Annotated in this window: 18 protein-coding genes and 1 tRNA gene; 10 read left to right on the top strand and 9 right to left on the bottom strand. The window is 49.6% G+C overall.

The window, feature by feature from the left end; all coding sequences use genetic code 11:
* Positions 1 to 267: NADPH-quinone oxidoreductase (locus tag NZ772_00580; GenBank protein MCS6812063.1), on the bottom strand; the 267-nt coding region annotated here is incomplete at its 3' end.
* A 189-nt stretch (positions 268 to 456) separates the two neighbouring features.
* Positions 457 to 1,200, bottom strand: coding sequence for a DUF554 domain-containing protein (locus NZ772_00575; GenBank protein MCS6812062.1), 744 nt, complete (start codon positions 1,198 to 1,200; stop codon positions 457 to 459).
* A gap of 337 nt (positions 1,201 to 1,537) precedes the next feature.
* Between NZ772_00575 and NZ772_00570 the strand changes: the two genes are divergently transcribed.
* Positions 1,538 to 1,810: a hypothetical protein gene (locus NZ772_00570; protein MCS6812061.1), complete on the top strand. Its 273-nt coding sequence runs from the start codon at positions 1,538 to 1,540 to the stop codon at positions 1,808 to 1,810.
* Between the two features lie 20 nt (positions 1,811 to 1,830).
* Here NZ772_00570 and NZ772_00565 read toward each other — a convergent pair whose 3' ends face one another.
* Positions 1,831 to 2,706 (bottom strand): aldose epimerase, encoded by an 876-nt coding sequence (locus NZ772_00565; protein MCS6812060.1) that lies wholly within the window; start codon positions 2,704 to 2,706, stop codon positions 1,831 to 1,833.
* 261 nt (positions 2,707 to 2,967) lie between these two features.
* Between NZ772_00565 and NZ772_00560 the strand changes: the two genes are divergently transcribed.
* From NZ772_00560 to NZ772_00535, 6 genes are all read left to right on the top strand, one after another.
* A complete protein-coding gene (locus NZ772_00560; protein MCS6812059.1) occupies positions 2,968 to 4,317 on the top strand; it encodes a chemotaxis protein in 1,350 nt (449 codons plus the stop codon).
* 75 nt (positions 4,318 to 4,392) lie between these two features.
* Positions 4,393 to 4,629 (top strand): DUF3285 domain-containing protein, encoded by a 237-nt coding sequence (locus NZ772_00555; protein ID MCS6812058.1) that lies wholly within the window; start codon positions 4,393 to 4,395, stop codon positions 4,627 to 4,629.
* 220 nt (positions 4,630 to 4,849) lie between these two features.
* Positions 4,850 to 7,339: an ATP-dependent Clp protease ATP-binding subunit gene (locus NZ772_00550; protein MCS6812057.1), complete on the top strand. Its 2,490-nt coding sequence runs from the start codon at positions 4,850 to 4,852 to the stop codon at positions 7,337 to 7,339.
* Positions 7,340 to 7,459: 120 nt separating this feature from the next.
* Positions 7,460 to 9,070 carry a bifunctional phosphoribosylaminoimidazolecarboxamide formyltransferase/IMP cyclohydrolase gene (gene purH / locus NZ772_00545; protein MCS6812056.1) on the top strand — a complete coding sequence of 537 codons (1,611 nt, stop codon included), beginning with the start codon at positions 7,460 to 7,462 and terminating at the stop codon, positions 9,068 to 9,070.
* A 250-nt stretch (positions 9,071 to 9,320) separates the two neighbouring features.
* The gene (locus tag NZ772_00540) at positions 9,321 to 9,779 is read left to right on the top strand and encodes a tRNA (cytidine(34)-2'-O)-methyltransferase (protein ID MCS6812055.1); all 459 of its coding nucleotides are present in this window, start codon (positions 9,321 to 9,323) and stop codon (positions 9,777 to 9,779) included.
* A 942-nt stretch (positions 9,780 to 10,721) separates the two neighbouring features.
* Positions 10,722 to 12,632 (top strand): peptidoglycan DD-metalloendopeptidase family protein, encoded by a 1,911-nt coding sequence (locus tag NZ772_00535; protein ID MCS6812054.1) that lies wholly within the window; start codon positions 10,722 to 10,724, stop codon positions 12,630 to 12,632.
* A gap of 443 nt (positions 12,633 to 13,075) precedes the next feature.
* Here NZ772_00535 and NZ772_00530 read toward each other — a convergent pair whose 3' ends face one another.
* The 6 genes from NZ772_00530 to NZ772_00505 all read right to left on the bottom strand — a co-directional run bounded on the left by NZ772_00530 (position 13,076) and on the right by NZ772_00505 (position 20,524).
* Complete coding sequence (locus NZ772_00530; protein MCS6812053.1) at positions 13,076 to 15,643, bottom strand: GH116 family glycosyl hydrolase; 2,568 nt, start codon at positions 15,641 to 15,643, stop codon at positions 13,076 to 13,078.
* A gap of 17 nt (positions 15,644 to 15,660) precedes the next feature.
* Complete coding sequence (gene xth / locus NZ772_00525; protein ID MCS6812052.1) at positions 15,661 to 16,461, bottom strand: exodeoxyribonuclease III; 801 nt, start codon at positions 16,459 to 16,461, stop codon at positions 15,661 to 15,663.
* A 16-nt stretch (positions 16,462 to 16,477) separates the two neighbouring features.
* Positions 16,478 to 16,562 (bottom strand) — tRNA-Leu (locus NZ772_00520).
* Entirely contained in the window at positions 16,541 to 17,413 is an 873-nt protein-coding gene (locus tag NZ772_00515) for a M48 family metallopeptidase (GenBank protein ID MCS6812051.1), read from the bottom strand. The genes NZ772_00520 and NZ772_00515 overlap by 22 nt, the downstream gene beginning before the upstream one ends.
* Before the next feature lie 306 nt (positions 17,414 to 17,719).
* Positions 17,720 to 18,313 carry a Uma2 family endonuclease gene (locus tag NZ772_00510; GenBank protein ID MCS6812050.1) on the bottom strand — a complete coding sequence of 198 codons (594 nt, stop codon included), beginning with the start codon at positions 18,311 to 18,313 and terminating at the stop codon, positions 17,720 to 17,722.
* Between the two features lie 42 nt (positions 18,314 to 18,355).
* A complete protein-coding gene (locus tag NZ772_00505) occupies positions 18,356 to 20,524 on the bottom strand; it encodes a transglycosylase SLT domain-containing protein (GenBank protein MCS6812049.1) in 2,169 nt (722 codons plus the stop codon).
* A gap of 124 nt (positions 20,525 to 20,648) precedes the next feature.
* Here NZ772_00505 and argF point away from each other — a divergent pair, with 124 nt between their 5' ends.
* From argF to NZ772_00490, 3 genes are all read left to right on the top strand, one after another.
* Positions 20,649 to 21,590 (top strand): ornithine carbamoyltransferase, encoded by a 942-nt coding sequence (gene argF, locus NZ772_00500; GenBank protein MCS6812048.1) that lies wholly within the window; start codon positions 20,649 to 20,651, stop codon positions 21,588 to 21,590.
* Positions 21,591 to 21,631: 41 nt separating this feature from the next.
* A complete protein-coding gene (locus tag NZ772_00495; protein ID MCS6812047.1) occupies positions 21,632 to 22,399 on the top strand; it encodes a WecB/TagA/CpsF family glycosyltransferase in 768 nt (255 codons plus the stop codon).
* 390 nt (positions 22,400 to 22,789) lie between these two features.
* A partial coding sequence (locus NZ772_00490) for an AAA family ATPase (protein MCS6812046.1) occupies positions 22,790 to 23,631 on the top strand: 842 nt, incomplete at its 3' end.

The following is a 23,631-nucleotide window of genomic DNA, read 5'->3' as shown; positions in this document are numbered from 1 at the left end:
CAATTTTTCTGGAGCATTAACCGTAATTGCTTCATTGAACATGCCCTCGGCATAGTCCCAGCGGCTGACGTAGGGAACGTACATGATACTAGTACGGTTTTCAGCGATCTTTTCCATGCCCCGGTGAAGATAGCCAATTACTGGCTCGCAGTCAACCACGTCTTCACCATCTAGGGTCACGATTAATCGCAACACACCATGCATGGAGGGATGGTGCGGCCCCATGTTGATAACCATGGGTTCAGTCTTTGTTTCCAGAAGCGTCATAGGAGTGCCTGTAGTATGCTGCTATTGCTGTCTATGATTCTATATGATAGGTGCCGATAAGGGGGGATGATCGCAGGTCAAATTCGGCGAACAACCAGTGGAATTTAGTAATCCTTATGATTAGAAGTGCTAACGATCGCCAACCTCGAAGTGTGTTGAGCCGATTATGTTAGCTACTGGCCAATTGTGCTAGCTAATTAAGTCTGCTAGCCAGCACAGCACCGGAGCAAGAAGAAATGCAGGCAGGAAGGATGCGATGCGAATTTGTGCTACTTTCAACAGATTCAAACCCAACCCTAGGATGATCACACCACCAATGCCTGTAATCAGCATAATACTGGGAGCCGTTTCTGGATTGGGTAAAACCCTAGCTAAACTGCCAGCGGCTAGCGATATTCCGCCCTGATAGAGCAGAATTACAACTGTTGAATAACCAACGCTAATCCCGAAGCTACTGGCCAGAGTCATAGCACTGATGCCATCCATAATCGCCTTCAGCACCAGTAGGCGGTTGTCACCAGTTAAGCCGTTGTTCAAGCTACCAATCAGAGTAAGTGGGCCAACACAAAACAGTAGACTAGCGGTTATGAACCCCTCTGTAAACTGATGATTGCTCTTACCCATGCGCTGTTGCAGCCAGTTGCCAACGGTGTGCAAGCGATCGTCAAGCTTGACCAACTCTCCTAAGGTGCCGCCTAGCACTAAGCAAACAAGCGCTAACACAACCCCATCAACGTGACCGATGGTTGCTCTAGTGAGATCTAGGGCCATGGTCATGCCTACAACAAGGGTAACCAACCCGATTCCCTGGGTGATGATCTGATGCAAGCTAGGCATTAACTGTTGCTGCAACACCAACCCTAGGGCCGTTCCACTCAGTACAGTGGCAACATTAATCCAAGTTCCGCTAGTTTTTGTCCAAAGGCTCATCATACGTAGAACGGTGCTGTGTAGAGTAATCTCCGAGATTTCTAGGACGTAACGATCGCGATTGTTTGGCTATAATAGGGCACACTTGTTAACTCTACTAGCGCTTGGAGTAGTGCTCTCCCAGCCATTCCATAAACTGAAATTAATCTAGCGATCAAGGGTATTCTTTACAGGGATGATGCTCAGGAAGCCGTTAATTACCTGTAGTAACAGGCAAATTAGCATCGTGCTAATGTCCTACTTGGGGTTGAGCCGTAAAGTTTGAGTGATCACTGTTACTAGCTAAGCGCTCGCGATTGGGAAACCAAAACTTAACTAGAGACCAACTGGGAGATCAACAATGGGGAGACTCTTCGGATTCATGGCTGCAATCTTGGCTGTCATCTCATTGACCCTAGCAGGATGCAGCACCGTTAACCGTCCACTCAGTGAGACTGAAACCTACGTTTGGGGCTATCGCTATGCCGGCTCTGACTTTCAGCCTGTGTGCAAAAAAGTCAATGTAGTAATTCCGCGTGATCGCCAGGCAGGGGCCAAGTTCACATCTACCATTGTGGCCGATCGGTACTGTAAGCAAGCCAAGCCCCCATCGTTTAACAGTGCCAGCAAGTAGCGTTAGCTCTGGTTCAGCCTCTACTGCACCCCTAGGGTCACAGTCAGACGCACACTGGTGTCTAGCGACTCGCCAGCAGGTAAATGCAGCAAGTCATCGCCAGTAACCATTGCATTGCGGGGAGCTGTCCAAGGTTCTAGACAATAGAAATCCTTGCCCTTTACAGTCCAAAACACCAACGTGGTAAAGTGTTCAGCCCAAGTCAGCGTCAAGGTAAGTTGGCGTGCCAAATCAGTAACTGTGGCCGATGAGCCTGTCAATGGTCGAAAGGCAGCGTCAATTTCTGGCTGGTCAAAATCAAATGTGCCCGTAAATTCCCCCTGGGTTTTGCTAGCTTGATCATAAAACTGGGTTGCTGGCAGATTGACTTGCAGGCCAGTTTTATCGCCTACCCAAAAGTAGGGATGCAAGCCAGCAGAAAAGGGCATAGGGCTGGAGGAGCAGTTGGTGTATCGCTGGTTGATGGTTAATGTGGTGCCTTGCAACTCGTAGGTAAATTCCACTAGAAACTCGAAGGGGTAACTGGCTAGAGTTTCGGCTGTGCTAGCAAGAGATACTGTTAAGCTCGCCGCAGAGTCATTATGTTGGCGTATAACCTGCCAAGGTAAGTTGCGGGCGAACCCATGCTGCTTTAGGGTATAGCTTGCAGAGCCATAGGTGTAGGTATCGTTGGGCAAATTACCACAGATGGGAAACAGAATTGGAATACCACCACGCACCGTCAGTTCTGGATGGGTAAACCGCTCTTCGTCCATGTAGAAAATCGTGTGATTTTGAACTTGCCAGCGGGTGACAATGCCGCCGCGTTCGGGCACAACTTCAATTACCGATTGGGCAGCCTGGTCGCTGAGAATATAGGTCTCGTACTGGCGAGACTCGTTAGTAACTGAAAACATGAGATGCTATGGACAGAAGATCATCATCATCTTTCCACAGTTTCTATCACGATGCACCTTAATCTTCCCATAACGAATATGAGTTAATTTTTCAGTACAATTTCTGCATTGTTTAAGGTTGCCCGCTTGTTTCATTTGTTATCTGGCTGTCGTTGGTGACAGCACCGATGGATTAGCTCGTTGTCAAACGGGGTTGGCTACACTGCACGGTTTAAGAGCTGTGCACCGGTAACACTTGTACAATGCCATCGCGATAGAGCAATGAATATACCCGACAATCTCACGCCTAGCTCTACCCTAGCGGATCTACCACTGCACGAATGTAAAGTTGATTCAGACACTCTTGGTGAGGTTGTGGCTGCTCACTTTGAACAGCAGCCAACTTTACCAGGGGTAATTGTTGTTAATCGATCGCAACTACTGGGGGTTATCTCATGGCAGAGCTTTCAGCGCCGCATGATGAAACCCTTTGCCTTGGAAATTTTTCTGAAGCGTCCCCTGAAGATTTTCTTTGGGCTAGATGAACAGTCAGAACCCCAAGATTTCCTCCAGCTTAACTATACTGAAAAAGTTATTGATGCAGTTCCAATTGCGCTGAGCAGGCCTGTTGATCGTCTGTATGATCCAATTCTAGTAGTGTTTCAGAATGAAAACCTGCCAGATGTAAAGGCGTATTTCTTGCTAGATTGCCAAACCCTCATGACGGCTCAGTCCCAAATTTTGACGGTAGCTAACCAGCAAATTCGGGATCAGCAGCGTGAATTGAAACGTTACCTCTCTAAGCTAGAGTCAGAACGGCAAAAAGTTAAAGACTATGCCCAAAAGCTAGAAAAGCAACAGAGCATTATCCAGGAACGGAATCAGTTGCTGGAGGCTCAGCAAAAGGAGTTGGTGCAGCGGTCAGAAGAAGTAGCTGGGCTGAATCAACGCTTTGTTCAGATTGGCCAACTCTTGTCAATGGAAGGTAAAAAAGCCTTTCAAGCCACCTTCGCGGGTGTTAATGCAATCTGTCGTAGCACTAGCCAAATCGTAAGCGTAGGACAGTCCCTAAGTGAAGAACTCAACACACTGCACGAAGCATCTCAACTAGTTGCTAAAGTTAGCCAACAAGTTCGCTATTTGGCAGTGAAGGCAGGCATTGGTGCTAGCCGCTCCAGTCAGGAAATTAGCGGTTTCAGCACTATTACGACAGAGATTAGCAACTTGGTGAGCCAAACCTTTGAGGCGGGGCGGCAAATGGATCGGGTTGCTAGTCGGTTCAAACTGCGAATTCAAGAGTTAACCGATGCAGCCCAGTCAGGTACAGCTACTGCTCGATCGTTAGTGTCTAAAATCCAACAGGCAGAAATTGCCCTTGCTGAGTTGGAGTCATTAGTTTATCAGCAGGATAGGACTGGGGTTGATGGTGCTGATGCTGACTCTGGTCAACCTGGTGAACGAGCAAGTGACCCGTGGATAAGCACAGCAGATACAGAGGCCCTCATTCAGCGAATTACTCGCGCAGAGACAATGTTGTCTGAGCTGAAGGAAATGGTGCACCGCACTGACAATAAGAGTATTGTGACGAAAATTCAGCATACACTAGATTTACACCAGCAGTCTGCTAGCTAATTGCCTGATGGCACTGCCAAGACTGAGTGCAATTCGAGCCTGTAGGACGCTCTAGCGATCGTTGTCACCTCTCATATGCCTAACCTAGACCCAGTTTCATCTCCTAGCTCCCCAGAGACTGACCTACAAGACACCATTAGTAGTGCGAGTCGTGCGGATAACTCTGGTGTAGAGAAATCACCACCTCCAAGCTACGTCAAATTGGCCATGCGAAACATGGTACGAAAGCGGGGAAAATCTCTCTATCACTTCGCGCTTACCACGTTGGGTTTGCTGGCTGTATTGATAGGCTTGTCATACCTCACTCGTTGAATCATCTTGTTGCATAGTGCAAAGAAACGTTGAGAATTTCTGAATAACTTAATGAAGTGAGCATATGAGGTTAAGCCCTTATTAATCAAGGGTTAGCCGTAATTTTACACAGCAAAGTCGTGAAATCCCTACATCGATGTAGCTCATGCTCAACAGTTCATCGGGTTGACTGTGTTAGAATCAGCGTACCAGCACGCACCAGGTGATTTGGACACACACCATGTTTGAACGCTTTACTGAAAAGGCTATTAAGGTCATTATGTTGGCTCAAGAGGAAGCTCGCCGCTTGGGTCATAACTTTGTAGGCACAGAACAGATCCTCTTGGGTCTGATTGGAGAAGGGACTGGCGTCGCTGCCAAGGTACTGAAGTCGATGGGCGTTAATCTAAAAGATGCCCGGATTGAAGTTGAAAAAATCATTGGTCGGGGTTCTGGCTTTGTGGCCGTTGAGATCCCGTTTACCCCCCGCGCTAAACGAGTGCTAGAGCTATCGTTGGAAGAAGCTCGCCAACTTGGCCATAACTATATTGGCACAGAGCACTTGCTACTAGGGCTAATTCGCGAGGGCGAAGGTGTTGCTGCGCGAGTGTTAGAAAATCTTGGCGTTGATTTGTCCAAGGTTCGCACACAGGTTATTCGGATGTTGGGCGAAACCGCAGAGGTCTCTGCTGGTAGCAGCCACGGCAAGACTAAGACTCCAACCTTGGATGAGTTTGGCTCTAACTTGACTCAGATGGCGGCAGAGGGCAAGTTGGATCCAGTAGTGGGTCGTCAGAAGGAAATTGAACGGGTCATTCAGATCTTGGGTCGCCGCACAAAGAATAATCCTGTTTTAATCGGGGAACCCGGTGTTGGTAAGACGGCGATCGCTGAAGGCTTGGCTCAACGCATTGCCAACGGAGACATTCCAGATATCTTGGAAGAAAAGCGGGTTGTAACCCTCGACATTGGCTTGTTGGTTGCAGGTACTAAGTATCGCGGCGAATTTGAAGAGCGCCTCAAGAAGATCATGGATGAAATCCGCTCTGCCGGTAACGTCATCCTAGTGATTGATGAAGTGCATACACTAATTGGGGCAGGTGCCGCTGAAGGCGCTATCGATGCTGCTAACATCCTTAAGCCAGCATTAGCCCGAGGTGAGCTGCAATGTATTGGTGCAACTACTTTAGATGAGTACCGCAAACACATTGAACGAGATGCAGCCTTGGAGCGTCGCTTCCAACCTGTGATGGTAGGTGAACCAAGTGTAGAGGAAACAATTGAAATCCTGCATGGTCTCCGTGAACGCTATGAGCAACATCACAAGTTAAAGATTTCCGATGAGGCGCTAGAGGCAGCCGCTAAGTTGTCTGATCGCTATATTTCCGATCGCTACCTTCCAGACAAAGCTATTGACTTGATTGATGAAGCAGGCTCTCGTGTGCGGCTGATTAACTCTCAGTTGCCTGCTGCTGCTAAGGAGCTAGATAAGGAGTTGCGTCAAGTTCTGAAGGAAAAGGACGAAGCCGTTCGCTCTCAAGACTTTGACAAGGCTGGCGAGTTGCGCGATCGAGAAATGGAAATCAAGGCTGAGATTCGCTCGATTGCCCAGAGTAGGAAGAATGGTGACACGAATGGAGAAGAATCACCGATTGTCACCGAAGAGGATATTGCTCAAATTGTCGCCTCTTGGACGGGGGTGCCTGTGCAAAAGCTAACGGAGTCAGAATCGACCAAGTTGTTGCACATGGAAGACACCTTGCACCAGCGGTTGATTGGTCAAGATGAAGCTGTAAAGGCTGTTTCTCGCGCTATTCGGCGTGCTCGTGTGGGTCTAAAGAATCCTAACCGACCGATCGCTAGCTTTATCTTCTCTGGCCCCACTGGCGTAGGTAAAACCGAGCTAACCAAAGCACTAGCTGCCTACTTCTTTGGCTCAGAAGAAGCCATGATTCGGTTAGATATGTCTGAATATATGGAGCGTCACACTGTATCCAAGTTGATTGGCTCTCCTCCTGGTTATGTTGGCTACAACGAAGGGGGGCAACTCACAGAAGCAGTGCGTCGTCGTCCATACACGGTCGTACTCTTCGACGAAATTGAAAAGGCACACCCCGATGTGTTCAACATGCTGCTCCAGATCCTAGAGGATGGACGGCTAACTGATGCGAAAGGACGCACAGTGGACTTCAAGAACACCCTGCTGATTATGACCTCTAATATTGGCTCCAAAGTGATTGAGAAGGGTGGTGGCGGTCTTGGCTTTGAGTTTTCAACAGGTGATGCCTCTGAATCTCAGTACAACCGCATTCGTTCCCTGGTGAATGAAGAACTGAAGCAATACTTCCGCCCCGAATTTCTTAACCGGGTTGACGAAATCATTGTGTTCCGTCAGCTTGTGAAGGATGAGGTCAAGCAAATTGCTGATATTATGCTGGCCGATGTCTTCCGTCGCCTCTCAGATCAGGGCATTACCCTGGAGGTCACTGAGCGATTTAAGGATCGGCTGGTAGAGGAAGGGTATAACCCCAGCTATGGTGCTCGGCCATTACGTCGTGCCATTATGCGCTTGCTAGAGGATTCTCTGGCCGAAGAAATCCTCTCTGGTCGCATCAAGAATGGAGACGTTGCAGTCGTGGATGTAGACGAAGACGGCAAGATTACTGTGTCGCCTTCTGAGGCTCTACCGGGCCAAGCTTCAACACCAGAACTGTTGCCTCAGGGTAACTAGGTTTGCTATTGGTGGGCTAGCTTATACTAACCACAGATGTGAGGTGAGGCAGTGTGTTTTATCGCACTGCCTCTTGTTATGTTGATAAAGGCATTTATCTACCACAGGAAGTGTTTACGAATGACACAATTGGCGTTACTCAGCGTCTCTGACAAACAAGGGTTACTAGAACTGGCAACTAGCTTAGTTCAGGAATTCAACTTTATGTTGATTAGCAGTGGTGGTACAGCTCAAACCCTCAAAGAGGCGGGGTTACCAGTTACAAAGGTGTCAGACTACACTGGCTCACCAGAAATCTTAGGTGGGCGTGTCAAGACCCTACATCCGCGAATCCATGGTGGCATTTTGGCACGCCGTGATTTACCGCAAGATTGTGCTGACCTAGAGGCGCAACAAATTCCACTGATTGACCTAGTGGTGGTTAACCTTTACCCATTTCAGCAAACGATAGCTCGTCCTGGGGTCACACTAGCTGAGGCGATCGAACAGATTGATATTGGTGGGCCTACACTCTTACGAGCATCTGCCAAAAACCATGCCTATGTAACAGTGCTCTGCAATCCCGATCAGTACAGCGCGTACCTTGAAGAACTGCGCCAGCATCAAGGGAAAACATCTTTAGCATTTCGTCAAGCCTGTGCACTACGTGCATTTCAACACACAGCAGACTATGATCGAGCTATTTCTGACTATTTACATAGCTGTCCGTCCGTTAGCACCACTCAACCGTTACCTCATCAATCAGACATAGTAACCAGCACCGCAGAAGACGGCCAGCAGGATGATGCCTCAGCAGTGTTTACCCTTACAGGGCGGCTCAAGCAAGTCTTGCGCTACGGCGAAAATCCCCATCAGCCAGCCATGTGGTATCAATCTGGTAACACTGGCTGGACAACTGCCCACCAACTTCAAGGCAAAGAGCTAAGCTACAACAACTTGTTAGACTTAGAAGCTGCTCGACGGGTAATTGCTGAGTTTACTCAGCCCGATTGTCCTGCTGCTGCGGTCATCATTAAACACACAAACCCTTGTGGTGTGGCGTTGGGCAACACGTTAGCTGAAGCATACACTAGAGCCTTCAACGCTGATGATGTGTCGGCATTTGGGGGAATTGTGGCCTTGAACCGACCGATCGATGCTGCAACTGCTGAGGCGTTAACTCAGACATTTCTAGAGTGCGTTGTTGCTCCTGGATGTGACCCAGAGGCACAGGCATTGCTGAGTAAAAAATCAAAGCTACGAGTGTTAGTGTTGCCCGATATGCGAGGAGCAACGCAGCCAGTTGTCAAAACGATCGCTGGTGGTTTCTTGGTACAGACATCGGATGATCAGCCAGATGACCCCAACCAGTGGCGAGTTGTGACCACTCACCAGCCTACCCCAGAACAATGGCAAGACCTCCAGTTTGCCTGGACTGTTGCTAAGCATGTGAAATCAAACGCAATTGTTGTGAGCCATAACAGAGTAACCCTGGGTATTGGGGCTGGCCAGATGAATCGTGTTGGCTCTGTAGCGATCGCGCTGAATCAAGCAGGTGCACGAGCAAGTGGGGCAGTGCTAGCTAGTGATGGCTTTTTTCCCTTTGATGACTCAGTGCGAACAGCAGCAGCATCAGGCATTTGCGCCATTATTCAACCTGGTGGTAGTTTGCGAGATCAAGACTCTATCGCTGCTGCTAATGAGTTAGGTCTAGTGATGGTGCTTACGGGTAGTCGGCATTTCTTGCATTAATGCATACCCCCACTGATGTGAATTTCTTATCCAAGGGTTAAAAATTTTTGATGACTCGGTGTAAACAACCACCCTGGATGCTAGCCGTTAGTGGATAGTTAGTGAACCTGAAGGATCCCAAATAGGCATTTGTTATACCTACGGTCGAATAAAAAAATCTAATCACTTTTTGGAAGGAAAAACTATAAAGAAAAAATATAGATAATAATTTAGCAATGTTAGATACCGTTTGAATTCTCGGCTCCTGTATATGCCCAAAGTTGCGTTAATTCACCCTCAGATTCCACCCAATACAGGCAATATAGCTCGTACCTGTGCGGCAACCTGCACGGAACTACATTTAGTAGCTCCACTGGGATTTGAGTTAAGCGATCGCTACCTAAAGCGTGCAGGCCTAGACTACTGGGAATATGTCAATCTACATTGCCATGACTCATTAGATGCGTTTTACAGCTACTGTCAGACTCACCGTGGGCGATGGATAGGCTTTAGTGTTCACGGCGATCGCACCTATGTAGATTGTCAGTATCAACCGAGCGACTGGTTAATTTTTGGCAGTGAAACAAATGGGCTACCCGCCAGGGTTCTAACCGATTGCACATTCACAGTTCGTATTCCTATGCCAAAGCCAGAAGTTCGCAGCCTAAATCTCTCTGTCAGCGTAGCTGTGGGACTTTTTGAGGCTCTACGCCAGTTGAATTGCCTCTAGTTAGGCTGTTGGTAACCTTGACTCCGATAGAGGATCATGCCCGGTTGCCTAACAAAACTCTTGGAACTCCTATCCTCTTGTAGGTTAGGGTAGTGATAGCGTAAACCCTACAGAACATAGGCTGGTGTTGGGTCTCACGTTTTCAACCCAACCTACAAAAAAGTTTGTCAGTCAACCAGGAATGATACCGTCCTAGGGACAATCATAAAAAGTTATGATGCGATACCAATAAACCCTGGAGGCTCCTGATAAAAGTTCCTCATCAAAGCTGAATCGTCCTGAAATCGCTGAAAGCCTCTGTATCAGGTAAATCAAACTAGGTTTTGAGCTAGTCTTTAACCTGTAATTATGGGTCACAGTATAAGGAAGCACCTGCCTGTACGGTTGTAGTTCCTAAGTGATAGCGTCTACAGTCTCATCGTCAAATTGAATAGTCATCGTTACGGTTGCAAAGTGTGTGTAGACGTAGCGAGGTTTGCGAAGTTTGCTAGCCATCAAGCCTTGTGAGTGTGAGTGTACGACCTTGTGGAGCAACTTCTGCAAGGTAGTAATACATGGCTCATTCTTTTGGTGGCTAGAGGTTTGTGGTGTCACCTAGTTTCTGCATCTAGCAGTGCTGGGTTTGTCACGGTTTTCTTGGTGTGTGGCTGTAAAGAGGTGAACGGATGAAGCCAACATGTGCCGTAAGGCAGTTGCATAGATTGCAAGCCAGTTTTGCTTGGGGTTGAGTGAGTATTACTTTGGGAATATCTTGAATTTTTCTCTAACTCATGTAAACTTGTCTAAAGCTAAACCCGGCGAAGTAGTCTTGCAGCGTGTTGGATTCGAGGTGTTATAGTCTCAATCTTGTGTGATCCGCGTCATTGGTTAGTTGTGATCTCTGTCGTTTGAATCCGAGAGACTAAAGCAACGGTTGAGTTCTGGTCATTAGGAGGTTGTTCATTGAGTCGAACATATCCGCAGCGAGTCAAGTCAAGTGCTTCTCCAGTTGCAGGTGATTCTGAGATGGGAGGGCAGGTTAGACAAGTTCCTACTGAAGTGAATCGTCGAGCTTGCACATCCGCGGCTGTTTTGGGGCTTGCTATCTCCATGGGAGCTTCTAGCCTTCTAATTCCACAACTAGGTGAAGGATCAATTGCTTCTGTTCCGATCGTATCTGAGCTTGCACTAGCCGATTCATCTACAAGTTCTGCAAGCACTGTCAATGAGCCACTCAATGGTCAGTTTCCTACACCTGATTCCAAATCCATTGATTTAGGCAGTGTAAATTCTCATAGCTCAGCTAGCTCTTCAAATGAACCTCTTTACGAGTCCTGGCAGGTTCCTACGTTAGCTGAGGCCGCTCAAGAGCGTTCTCAAGAATCTTTTCAGGCGGCTCAGCTTGAAACTTCAGCACAGTCCAAGCAAGCTTCTAAGCTGCCCTCTTCGTCGGGCGTTGCAGAGCAGTCGCAAGCTTTACCTTCCTTGCACGCTGGTCAAGGCATCACATCTTCTTCCAAGTCGCAATCTCATGCTACACCGTCTGGGTTGGTGTCTTACCGGGGTATTGGTGCACAACAGCTAACTGCTGGTAGCCCTGGCTATGATGCTTCTGGTCAAGGTCTTCCTAGACTAATGCAGCTATCAGGTTCTGGTGATGTTCAAACTAGCCAGCCTGTTGTTGACCAATTTTCTGGGGTTAAAGTGGCTCAGGCTTCGCCCGTTAAGCCCCAGCTTGTGAATGCAGTGGACAAAAGCCAGTTGGTGACTAGGGCGGACGAAAGTGGTCATGTTGGAACGCAAGTTGACCAGCAGTTTGTGGTGGCTGCACCCACAGAGCCAGTCTTAGTCGCAGCTTTACCGACTGAGGCGAAGTTGTCTATTCCGTTGGCTGCTCCCCAGGTAAGTGCTCAAGAGCAGAGTGATCACACTGCTCCCTCTAGTAATGGGGATTTGCCAAGTGGAGTGATGCAGCTACAGCAGCAAGCTTCTGTCTCCCCAGCAGTTCCTGAAGTTCAGCCTTCTGCACAGGCAGTTAGTGTTGGTTCTGAAGCCAGTGCCGCTCATGCTGCTCAAGGCCCTGGGCATCAGTCAGCATCTGCAGGCACAGTTGCGTTGGATAGCCAATCTACTGCTCAGCCTGCTTCTCAAGTTGAGAGTTCTCCCTTACCAGTTGCTTCTCAAGCTCCTGCAGATAATTCGTTATTTGATAGTGCTAGCAATATTGCTGCTACTGACTCAGATGTTCGTAACCGGACTGAAACTCTTCAACGGGAACTGCGTGGTCAGCCAGTGTTGCCTTCGATCGTTCCTGTACGACGTGAAGCACGAGCAGAGTCTAGCCAGTTGCCTGTCAATGAATCCTCTCTTTATGCATCTGCTTCCGTAGGGTCTGAAAACTATGCACCGATTAATCGTCCATTGGTAGGTCAGACTGTTTCACCAGAACTGCCACCACTAGGGAGTGCTGATAAGTATCTTCCTGGCCAGGAATTCAATGGCTACATTTGGCCAGCGCGTGGTGTTTTGACGTCTGGGTATGGTTGGCGCTGGGGCAGGATGCACCGTGGCATTGATATTGCTGGCCCGATCGGTACTCCTATCATCGCTGCTGCTCCTGGAGTTGTAGTAACTGCTGGCTGGAACTCAGGGGGCTACGGCAACTTGGTTGAAATTCAACATCCTGATGGTAGCTTGACGCTATATGCCCACAATAGCCGGATCTTAGTTCAGGTTGGCCAACAGGTATCTCAAGGTCAGCAAATTGCTGAAATGGGCAGCACTGGCTATAGTACTGGTCCCCACCTTCACTTTGAGATTCACCCTCGTGGTCAAGGGGCTGTGAATCCAATAGCGATGTTGCCCAGTCGGTAATAGTTCCACTGTTGTTTATCAATCAGTTCTATTGCTCAATTGTAGATAGAGTGTGGCGCTGCTGAACGCAGCCATGAATTGCCCTCATCCCCAATCCTTCTCCCCAGGAAGAGGAAGGTTAGAACTTTTGTTTGCTCTCCTCCAAAGGAGAGAACTGGGATGAGGGCTGTGAGTAGCTCAAGCGCAGAGAATCATACTCCTGTTTAGCAACACTGGTGGAGTGTAACTGGTTCATTCCACGTATGTGGATGTATGGACTGGCTAAGGTGTTGCCAGTGGAGACCTACGGCAATACATACGTAATCTGGTCGGGACGTTAGTAGTGAAGACTTTATCCTTACAGGGGGCCTTACTGGTAAACGATTAAACGATTTCTCCTAACTAGTTGTCCTAACTAGTTAGTTTTTGATCGAAACGACCATAGTTGAGGCGACTACGTTTTCCTAGTCAGTTGGGTTGTCACTGTCATATGCTTGAGTGAGCACTCCATAGACCGCCCAAATTGCCATTGCCCGCAGGTAGTGGCTGGCTCGAAATGTGCCTACAGGGGTAATTGCTTCTGGTGTACGAAACTGCAATCCATGTTCGTAAATCTGGTCTACTACTGCCTTGGTCATTTGCAGGGCTTCATCACGCATTCCCATTTGTACCAAGAAGGCGGCAAGGCCAAAGTTGATGCCAGTCCATACTTCTAGAGGATGGGTAGCGTTGGGATTTTCGGGGGAACCATCAGGACAAACACCATTAGCAGCGCCAATCTGCAAAGATTTTGGGGGCGAGAGCGTGGTCGAGGGAGGGTTTGCTTGAAACGATCGCGCTGAATTGGGAGTCAGGGAAATGTCTTGGGGAGCAGTTGCTAGGGCTTGTAGCTGATTGTTAAATTTCACAAAGCAGGCATCGTACACTGTTCGTAGAGCAATTTCAGCGCAATCTGGCGGCACAATGTCAGGCAGGGCAAGCAGACGCGCATAGAATTGACCACAGAGTTGGTCGGCCATGACTACGTTAGAGCCACTACCACTATCTAGGCGATAGTATTGTCCATTCCAGAGGGTTTGGTGATAAAGCGGACGAGCCTGATCTAGCCAAGTCTGAAATAGTTGCTGGGGTTTTGGGTTGCTAGGCTCTGGGGATGCTGTAGGGCTAAGCAGGTTTGCAGCGTCCAAAATGTTGCCAATGGCAATCGCAGCTTCTAGGGCCGCAATCCACAGCCCACCACAGTAGGCACTAATGCCCTGTAAACGCCAATCGTCAAAGGTTTGGTCAGGAGCGCCAGAGTTTTCGGGAATGCCATCTTGATCGTGGTCAAAGGTTTTGAGATAGGTTAGGGTTTGGACGATCGCTGCCCAGCAGTCGGCCAAAAATTCCACATCGGTCGCACCCGTTAGCAAGTAGTCTCGATAGACTAGCAACACGAAGTCGCAGGGTAGGTCTTTCCACAAATTGCAATCTTGGTAACTGGTGTAGTTGGTCTTGACCCAGGGGTGTTCGTTGGGAGCACCTAAATCATGGGGGGTGGCTCCAGCTAATTTGCGAATTGCTTGGGGACTTTCGGCACCGATCGTTACATAGTAGCCAATCTTGCGCGTGCGATCGTCCTGGATGGGAATTGCCTGGGCAAAGGCACGCATCACGGCTTTTTCTAGTTTAGGGAACAGCATTAGGAGGCCAAAGGATCCATAAAGCCGCACGTCTAGGCTTTCATACCAGCGGTAGTCGATACATTCCAACACAGCAAAGCGACCAACAGGGTTGTTTTCGTCAGCCGCGCTCCATAGGGTGCCTCCAGCGGTTAAGTCGTACAGTTCATTAAAGAGAGCCATTTTGAACCAATCTGGCAAGTCTGGTCGGGCCAGAATGGGCTGCTGCCATTGGCGAATTTGTTCCTGCCATGTTTTGTAGTGCTTAAGCGCTGTGCGCACAATCGACCAGACATTGGCACCATTGCGTCCAAAGAAGTCAGTGTATCGCCGATAATCTATGATTCCGGCTGCAAACTCGGTCACGGGCAAATCCCAAGCAATGATGAAGGGAACTTGGCGGGTCTTTCCAGGTTCTAGGGTAAAGCGCAGGGCGATCGCACAGCCAGCGTATTCCCCATCCGTGGCTGGGGTTTCATCCTCGTAGTCAGGTAATGAGCCGTCGCGACTAAAGGACTCCCATATCTCTGCACCATCTCCTAGGGCGTTCCAGCGGGTGTGGTAAAAGATTTCAGTCGTATAAGGCGGGGCAAAGGTGGCGATCGCCCACTGACCATCTCCCTCGCTGGGGAGGGTTAACTCATCGGCATCTGGTTTTAGGCGTTCCATGAGACAGCCGACTCGATTGTTGTCAACAATCCAACGGTTGACATTACCAGCACTTTTTCCTAACTGTGGTTGATACTCGTAAACAGGACTGCCGTCATCCCTGACCTTAACTTCAGGGGATTTGAGAGCGTTGGTAAACCAGCCCACCATGTTTTGCCAGCTTAGGAGAATACTGAGGGTAATAGGTTGATCGGTGGGGTTATGGGCTGTCCACTCCATAATGGCAACAGGATAGCTGCTCTCTTGGTAATTTTCAGCCCAGATGGGTGAGAACTGTTCACAGGTGAGGGCTGCGGTAAACACGCCATCGTAGACAAACCAACTGCGCGGATAGAGGGCGTAGTAGGTTCCAGCCTGGGTTGGATACCACTGCCAGCTTGATAAGCTACCATTGGCAGGCGGCTCAGTGCAGAGGGCATAGGCTTGGGGTGGTTGATCCCCAACTTGCTCAAAGATGCTGAATTGACAAGCTGGCATCGACTGAAAGACATGCTCGCCACCATCGAGATGCCAGAGGTTAAAATCGCCTCGGTGGGAACGCCCAATGCAACCTGCTCCAAAACCACCTAGTGGCATTCCATGCCAAGGGCCATCATCGAGGTTACTGGCATAGCGAACGGTATAAGGAGTTTGCCAGCCTAATCCGATCGCCCGTGACCAAGCACAACTGGGAATGTGAACTGTAGGAGAGGAATGGGTCATGGATGCTGTACTCAGGTTTACAGAGCTAGTTCAACAATCACTGGGGCGTGATCACTAGGCTTTTCTTGTGTTCTAGGTGTTTTGTCAATGGTGCAGGCAACGGCTCGATCGTACAACTCAGGGGTAAGGTAGATGTGATCAATCCGCCAACCGTGGTTTCTCCGAAAGGCTCCTGTGCGATAATCCCACCAACTAAAATGTCCTCCCTCAGTGGTAAATTTCCGAAACACATCCTGAAATCCTAGATCTAGCACAGCTTGCAGTGCCGATCGCTCTGCATCCGAGGCCATGATGTGGGTTTCTCGACCGGTGGGATCATAGATATCCCGGTCTTCTAAGGCAATGTTAAAATCGCCACACATCAAGACAGGCAGAGATTTAGCCTTTGCAGACTGCAAGAGCATCTGCACGTAGGTGCGGAGTTGCGCTAACCACTCCAGCTTATAACGATATTTGTCGCTGCCAACTTCTGACCCATTGGGCACGTAAAGATTTAACACCTGAATGCCCCGGAACGTTCCTTGAATAACACGCTTTTGAACATCCCACTCTCTCACGGCTTCCCCCAAGAGAGAGGCAAACCCAGACTGCGTATCAGTGATAGGACTATTGCTCAGTAAAGCCACGCCATTATAGGATTTTTGCCCCGATACATAGCAATGATAACCAAGCTCTTCAAACCGTTGACGAGGAAAATCGTCATCAATCACCTTCGTCTCTTGGAGGCACAAGAGATCAATAGAGTTAGTTGTCAGCCAGTGAATGACTTGATCAAGCCGTGTCCGTACAGAGTTGACGTTCCAGCTAGCAATGTGCATACATTCAACCACGGTATGGGCGGGGAGAGACTCGAACTCTCATGACCCCTAGGGCCGCCACATTTTGAGTGTGGTGCGTCTACCAATTCCGCCATCCGCCCATTAATTTAGCTTCATCATTATACTCAATTGGTCGCTGCTGTAACAATGATTGGTAGGCCGGACTGTTAGCCCAACGATCAACTTCCTTAGCGCGTAATACAGGCACAGGATGCGTTAGCTGCGCCGATTGAATCTGTTTCAGCATGGCTCCCAATTCAGTGTTGTCCATTTCTTCATAGATGCGGGCTTGCTGCATAAAGGCATCGAGATTCAGCTTAGAGGCAAGTGTTGGCGAGCCACCCGTCAATTTCATAAGTAAGGATGCTACGACTGTTGGATCCTGAGTGACCAGCAATGCAGCGCGATCGCAGGTGAACTCAGCACAACGTAACCAAGTAAGCAGTTGTGCTTGAATGGCTTGAGCCAACACAACTCCAACTGCTGGGATTTGGGATGTGGCTAGGATTGCCAAATTCAACGGAGTTAGGTAAACACTATGGTCGCACTTCAAATGACCCAACTCATGGGCAATAACAGCCTGCACTTCCTCATCGGTCAGCAGATCTAGTAGCGATGTGTGCACTACAATAAATGGTTGTTTGCCGCGCATGGCAAAAGTATAGGCGTTGGGAACTGGATGTTGGCGCACATAGAGTTGCGGTACTTCCATGTCCAGAATTTGGCAAGCTTCCAGCAACAAGTTATGCAGATGGGGAAGTTGTTGTGTACCTACTAAGATGCTAGAGGCTATGTTTTCTAGATAGAAGACTTGCTCTGCTAGGGAACCAAGCAAGTTTCTAATCAGGAAGTCTAGACCAGGAATTTGACGCAGTGACTGAGTGGCCTGTAGATCAAGAGGATGCCGAAAATGATCAGCGCGGAGTCCAGTGAGAGTAGTGCGTTGAAGCATTGGAGTATCGGTAATGAGTAGTAGTAAACGTTCAAGGGTAAATAGCTAGACAATGATTGCCAGCAGATTGCGGTACAACGGCAAAAGTTGGTGGATAACGGCAACAGATGCTATCAACGATCGTCCCTATGGTTATGAAAAGTTTTCCATCAGCAGGAACTCAGGGAATCTAGTGTTGACATCTCCCATTTTAAGATGCTGTTTGGGCGTAAATATCAAGTCTTACGTAGGACATCGTTAAGGTGCTAGGTCGATAACAGGTCAACCAGTGTCCCCGCTAATGTCAAAACTCTTAGGGAATGGCCCTCAACTGGTTTGCCCGGCCTTTAGGATTTGCTCTGCCGTTGCCTGGAACTGGGGAAAGGTGGGAGAGACGATCGCTGCGTTGCCCATAAACCGTTGGTCTTGATAGGTCTGTCCCGTTAGGGTCAACACGAGGACAACCTGACGATCGGGGTCGATAATCCAGTACTCAGGAATGCCGCGCAGGGCGTATTCTCGCCGCTTTTCGATGTAGTCTCGATCGTAGTTTTGCTCTCCTGGGTTACCTGGCGAAACCACTTCGACGACTAGTGCTGGAGCAGGCATTTCCAACGTAATCAACGATCGAGGCTTGCCAGCCAAGGCAGCGGCACAGGCTTCTGAAAGAACTACTAAATCTGGGTAACGAGTACTGGCACCAGCACCAGGAACGACCAACTCTGTCCCTCGATGAATTAGCCGAATGGGAATGAGTTGTGCAAACATCACAATGAGAAACATGGCAATGTCAATATTAAGTGGACGCTCAGCCCCCACGTCCACTAACACTCCATCCACCAACTCATAGCGTCTGTCGGTGCCGTCGTCATAGCTCAGATACTCCTCTAGGGTCATGGGTCGGTTGGTGGCGATGGTCATGGATCGCTCCTGGATGTTGAACAGTGTGTGAATACGCTGATACTAATGACCGTATCGTTTCATCAGGGCCATCACATCAGGGTTGTAGAGCCGTAGGTAGTTCCAGTAGTTTTCAAACACAGCAGTGACGTAGCCTCTGGTTTCATCAAAGGGGATCTGCTCTACAAAGTTGTCTGGGTCAGCCAGACCGAAGCGATCGAGCCAGTCTGCCACATTGCCGGGGCCAGCATTGTAGCTTGCCACCGCCAGCATAGAGTTATCACCATATTCCTGGTGGGTATAGTCCAGATACCAGGTGCCCAGCATGATGTTGTCTGCGGGGTTGTCTAGGCGATAGGGCTGCTTGAGGCCGCTTTTCTCAGCGATCCAAGCTCCAGTATCGGGCATAACCTGCATTAGCCCCGTAGCCCCGGCAACGGATACGATCGCTGGCTCAAATCGTGATTCTTGCCGCATGAGTGCCAACACCAGCAGAGGATTCAGTTGCCGCTGCTGCGACCAAGCTATGATCAAGTCCAAATAAGGCCAAGGATAAAGGGCATGCCAGTAGGCTGTTTGCTGACGCAGAGCTTGATAGTCGGCTTGGTCTTGTTGAGGTTCCCGATCGCGCAAACTGGACACCATGAAAATGCCATCCAGATAGTCGCCAACACCAAGCCGTAAGACACCGTCGGTGAACTGTTGGGCAACAGTAGGGGACTGTGGTGTTTGAAATTCCACCTGCCAGCGTGCCCAGGCATCCCAACTTTGACCGAGTTGATACAGTTCCTGCAATAGGGTAGAACCTGCTGCCAAGGGCGATCGACCCACGGGTACCACAATATGGGGCACAAGTCGGCGCACAGTGGTAAAGTCGCCTACGTTATAGCCCAGCATGGAAGCCGATCGCCAAGCAAAGTAGGACTCTGGGTATTGGCTCAACACGCGTTCAAACTGCTGCTTGGCTTGACGGTGATCCCCTAGTGCCGTTTTCCACTTGCCTGTCCAGTAGGCAGCTTCTGGGGCCAGCTCACTAGTGGGGCTATTGACGGCGATCACCTCTGCCCATAGGATAGCAGTCTTCAAATTCCCAGCCTTGGCCTGTTTTCGCGCCTCTTGCCAGCGAATTTCCGCCGCTGCCTTTGAGGATGGATACTGATCAAGAATGCGCTGCCGAGTTTGCACCGCCGCTCTGCCATTCTTGGTTGTTTCTAGGATGTCGGCCTTTAACAGCAGTGCCTCTGCTGCGCGATCGGGAAACCGACTCACGATCGTATCTAGGTAGGCGATCGCTACGGGGGGATTTTGGCGTTGTAGCCTAGCCAGTCGCAATAGGCCTAGGGCCGTTTCTGGACTATCTGGAAATGCTGCTACTAGGGCTTCGTAGGCATTGATAGCTTTAGTGGTCTCTTCTGCCAGTTGCAGTCCTCTAGCTGCTCGATAGGCATTACGAGCCGTTTTGGGTGCCTTAGCGTAAGCTTGCCCTGCCTTGCCATAGGCTTGATTTTCCCAATAGGCAAAGGCGATCGCCTCCCAATCCTCTGGTTTTAGGGCAATTTGACGCTGCATCCCCACTAGCTTGTCTGCCACTGATACGATGCCAGGAGCATAGAAGCCATGGCGCACCAAGTGCAACAGCCGCTCTGGGACTTTGGACTTGCGCTGAAGCAATGTCCGCACTGCCTCTAGAGTACGAGGATGGGATGGAAACTGGGCGATCGCCTGCTCCCAATAGCGTGCATCCGTTTTTCCCAAGGCAACTAATGCCTCGGCACTGACCGGATCTTGGGGATAGCGTTTAAGCAGAGTTTGCCACACCTGCTGAGCTTGTTTGGTTTTGCCATCCAGCTCATAAGCCTTGGCCCGCTGCCGCAGAATGTAGGGAGCCATGAGTGGATACTGGGTCTCTAGGTCAGCTAGTTGGGCGATCGCTGCTGCCCCCTTCCCCTGCTGAAGTAGGTCGGTGGCTAGCAAATAACGAGCACGGTGTTGATCTGCTGCCTGTGGCTCACGACTTAGGGCATCAAGTTGAGCAATGCGCTGATCGGGGGGCAAGCTGATGATGCTAGCTAAGGCAGGGTCTAGGGTTATTGAAGACGATTGCTGATTGAGGACGGGAGCATGGAGCCGTGATGCTCCTCCCACTAGGCCAATGGTGACTATGGCTAAGGCACTTAAGCTCGCCAGTGCAGTCCCAAATACTGCTGTCGATCGTTGATCGTCACTAGCCATGGAATTACCCGCATTCCCACTCTTGAACAGTTATAGCAAGCAAACCAGTAATTGTGACCAAAATCTGCCAGTTACAGCCAGAAACGATGTAGCATTTGGAGATACTCCATATGAGTGTTTAGTCATGGATCACGAGGCAATTCTAGATGGCTTGAAGGGGCGAGACGTGCTCAGTATGGCAGATTTGAGCACGGCTGATATACAGGCACTGCTGACATTGGCTGCCCATATGAAGGCGGGCGACTGTCAGTGGCAATGCCGTAAGGTCTTAGGGTTGCTGTTCTACAAAGCTTCGACCCGCACCCGTGTTAGCTTCTCGGTTGCCATGTATCAACTAGGTGGCCAAGTGTTAGACCTCAACCCTAGTGTCACCCAAGTAGGGAGGGGTGAACCCCTCAGCGACACTGCCCGCGTCCTTGATCGCTACCTAGACATCCTAGCCATTCGCACCTTCGAGCAGGCCGATTTGCAAACTGTTGCTGACTATGCTCGCATCCCGGTTATCAATGCCCTTAGCGACCTAGAGCATCCCTGTCAAATTCTGGCAGATTTGCTGACGATTCAAGAAACTTTCGGTTCCTTTTCTGGCCTGACCCTCACCTACCTAGGGGATGGCAATAATGTTGCTCATTCCCTGCTGCTGGGATGTGCCCTCGTGGGCATGAATATCCGTATTGCTACCCCCCTAGACTATCAACCCCATCCAACTATCGTGGCAAAAGCTAGGGATATTGCTGGCGATCGCACGGAAGTTGTGGTTACTCAGGATGCGATCGCTGCTGTTCAGGGGGCACAAGTTCTCTATACAGATGTCTGGGCGAGCATGGGGCAAGAAGACTTGGCTTCAACCCGCATCCCTGTTTTTCAACCCTATCAGGTTAATGAAGCACTATTAGCGGCGGCTGATCCCACTGCGATCGTATTGCACTGTTTACCAGCCCATCGAGAAGAAGAGATTACCAACGCTGTGCTAGAAGGTAGCCAATCCAAAGTGTGGGATCAAGCGGAAAACCGCCTCCATGCTCAAAAAGCGCTGTTAGCGAGTTTGCTGGGTCGGGACAGTTAACCCTTGCACAGACCAATGCTGCTACCATTGCTCCCCTAATCATGCTGAAACATCTAGACCATCGGCTAATTTTGGGCAGTCGAGTGGATGCTACCAGTTACGATGATGCCTGCGATCGCATCCAACAATGGGCAATGCATCGCCAGTCGTGTTACGTGATTGCCGCTAATGTGCATGTGATCATGACCGCCTACTGGCAACCTGAGTTTAGAGCTGTTGTTAACCGTGCTGCCCTCGTAACCCCTGACGGTATGCCCCTCGTCTGGATGTTACGACAGTTGGGAATTACTCACCAACAGCGCGTCTATGGCCCTGACTTAATGCTGGCTTGGTGCAATCGAGCCGCTCAACTTGGTATCCCTCTCTATCTCTACGGTGGTACTGAAACCATGCTAGCTGCCCTCAGAACTAGGCTACTGCAACAGTTTCCAGGGTTAGCGATCGTTGGCTATCATGCTCCTCCCTTTCGCCCCCTGACCTCAGCCGAAGAGGCCCTTGACATCGATCGCATTCGCGCTAGCGGTGCTTCAGTGGTGTTAGTTGGGTTGGGCTGTCCTAAACAAGAACTGTGGATGGCGCGTCACCACGGTAACCTATCTGCCGTCATGATTGGCGTTGGGGCCGCCTTTAGCTTTCACAGTGGTCAGGTATCACAGGCACCCCGTTGGATGATGAGCCGAGGGCTAGAGTGGCTATATCGCCTCGGTGTTGAACCACGTCGGCTCTGGCGGCGCTACCTAATCAACAACCCAGCCTTCATTGTCCTAGCTGGTCTGCAACTCCTGCGGTTTTACCTTAGCCATCGATAGACCAACGACCTATACACCTACCCTAGAGTTCATTGGCGTTAGGTCGTTATAAACCTGCTCAACAGGTAGTGATTTTTGGTATAGAGATGGGGGGAAGTCTCTCCCTAAATTGTGTCTTAATGGGTTGAAAGATATTGGTGGTCTTAGCTAGAGTGATGGGTAGTTAGGATTAACGCTTGCGACTTGGGGAATAACTGAACTGACTCTGCATTAAAAGGTAATTGAGACTCTGGTTCACTTGGATACTAGCTACTACTAGTTGTAGGTTATTCCCTCATTCTCATTTCTAGCTCTTCAACCAAAAGACGTTTGCGAAGCGCCTTAGTGGAGATGGGGCTAGACGTTATCTTCTCCGTGTCCACACATTCATTTCATGACAACTGACCACCTATGCAACCCAACAACCCCAATCAATTTACTGAAAAAGCCTGGGAAGCGATCGCCCGCACGCCTGAGATTGCCAAATCTTACCAACACCAAAACCTGGAGTCAGAGCATCTGTTGAAGGCACTTCTAGAGCAGGAAGGGCTGGCAACTAGTATTCTCAACAAAGCTGGCATCAACCCGCAGCGATGGCGCGATCGCACCGACGAGTTCCTCAATCGCCAACCTAAGGTATCTGGTAGTGGCACAGCAGTTTATCTAGGACGCAGCTTAGATACCCTACTCGACAGAGCTGAGGCCTATCGTCAAGGCTACGGCGATGACTACATCTCAGTTGAGCACCTATTACTAGCGTATGCTAAAGATGATCGCTTAGGTAGGGCACTATTTCAAGAATTCAACCTGACTGAGTCGTCCCTGAAAGCTGTGATTGATCAAGTACGAGGTAACCAGAAAGTGACCGATCAAAACCCTGAAGGCAAATACGAAGCGCTGGAAAAATATGGGCGTGATTTAACAGAATACGCCCGTGCTGGCAAACTGGATCCGGTAATTGGTCGAGATGATGAGATTCGCCGCACCATTCAAATTCTTTCTCGCCGGACGAAAAATAATCCGGTGCTAATCGGCGAACCAGGGGTAGGAAAGACAGCGATCGCTGAGGGGCTGGCCCAGCGCATTGTCAAGGGAGATGTGCCAGAGTCCCTACGCGATCGCCGATTGATTAGCCTCGACATGGGGGCGCTGATTGCCGGAGCCAAATACCGGGGTGAATTTGAAGAGCGCCTTAAGGCCGTGCTGAAAGAAGTTACTGAGTCCCAAGGGCAAATTGTGCTCTTCATCGACGA

The sequence above is a fragment of the Cyanobacteriota bacterium genome, assembly GCA_025054735.1.
Classification (GTDB): domain Bacteria; phylum Cyanobacteriota; class Cyanobacteriia; order SKYG9; family SKYG9; genus SKYG9.
Note: the sequence above shows the minus strand (reverse complement) of the source record. Positions and strands in the feature narration are given on the sequence as shown.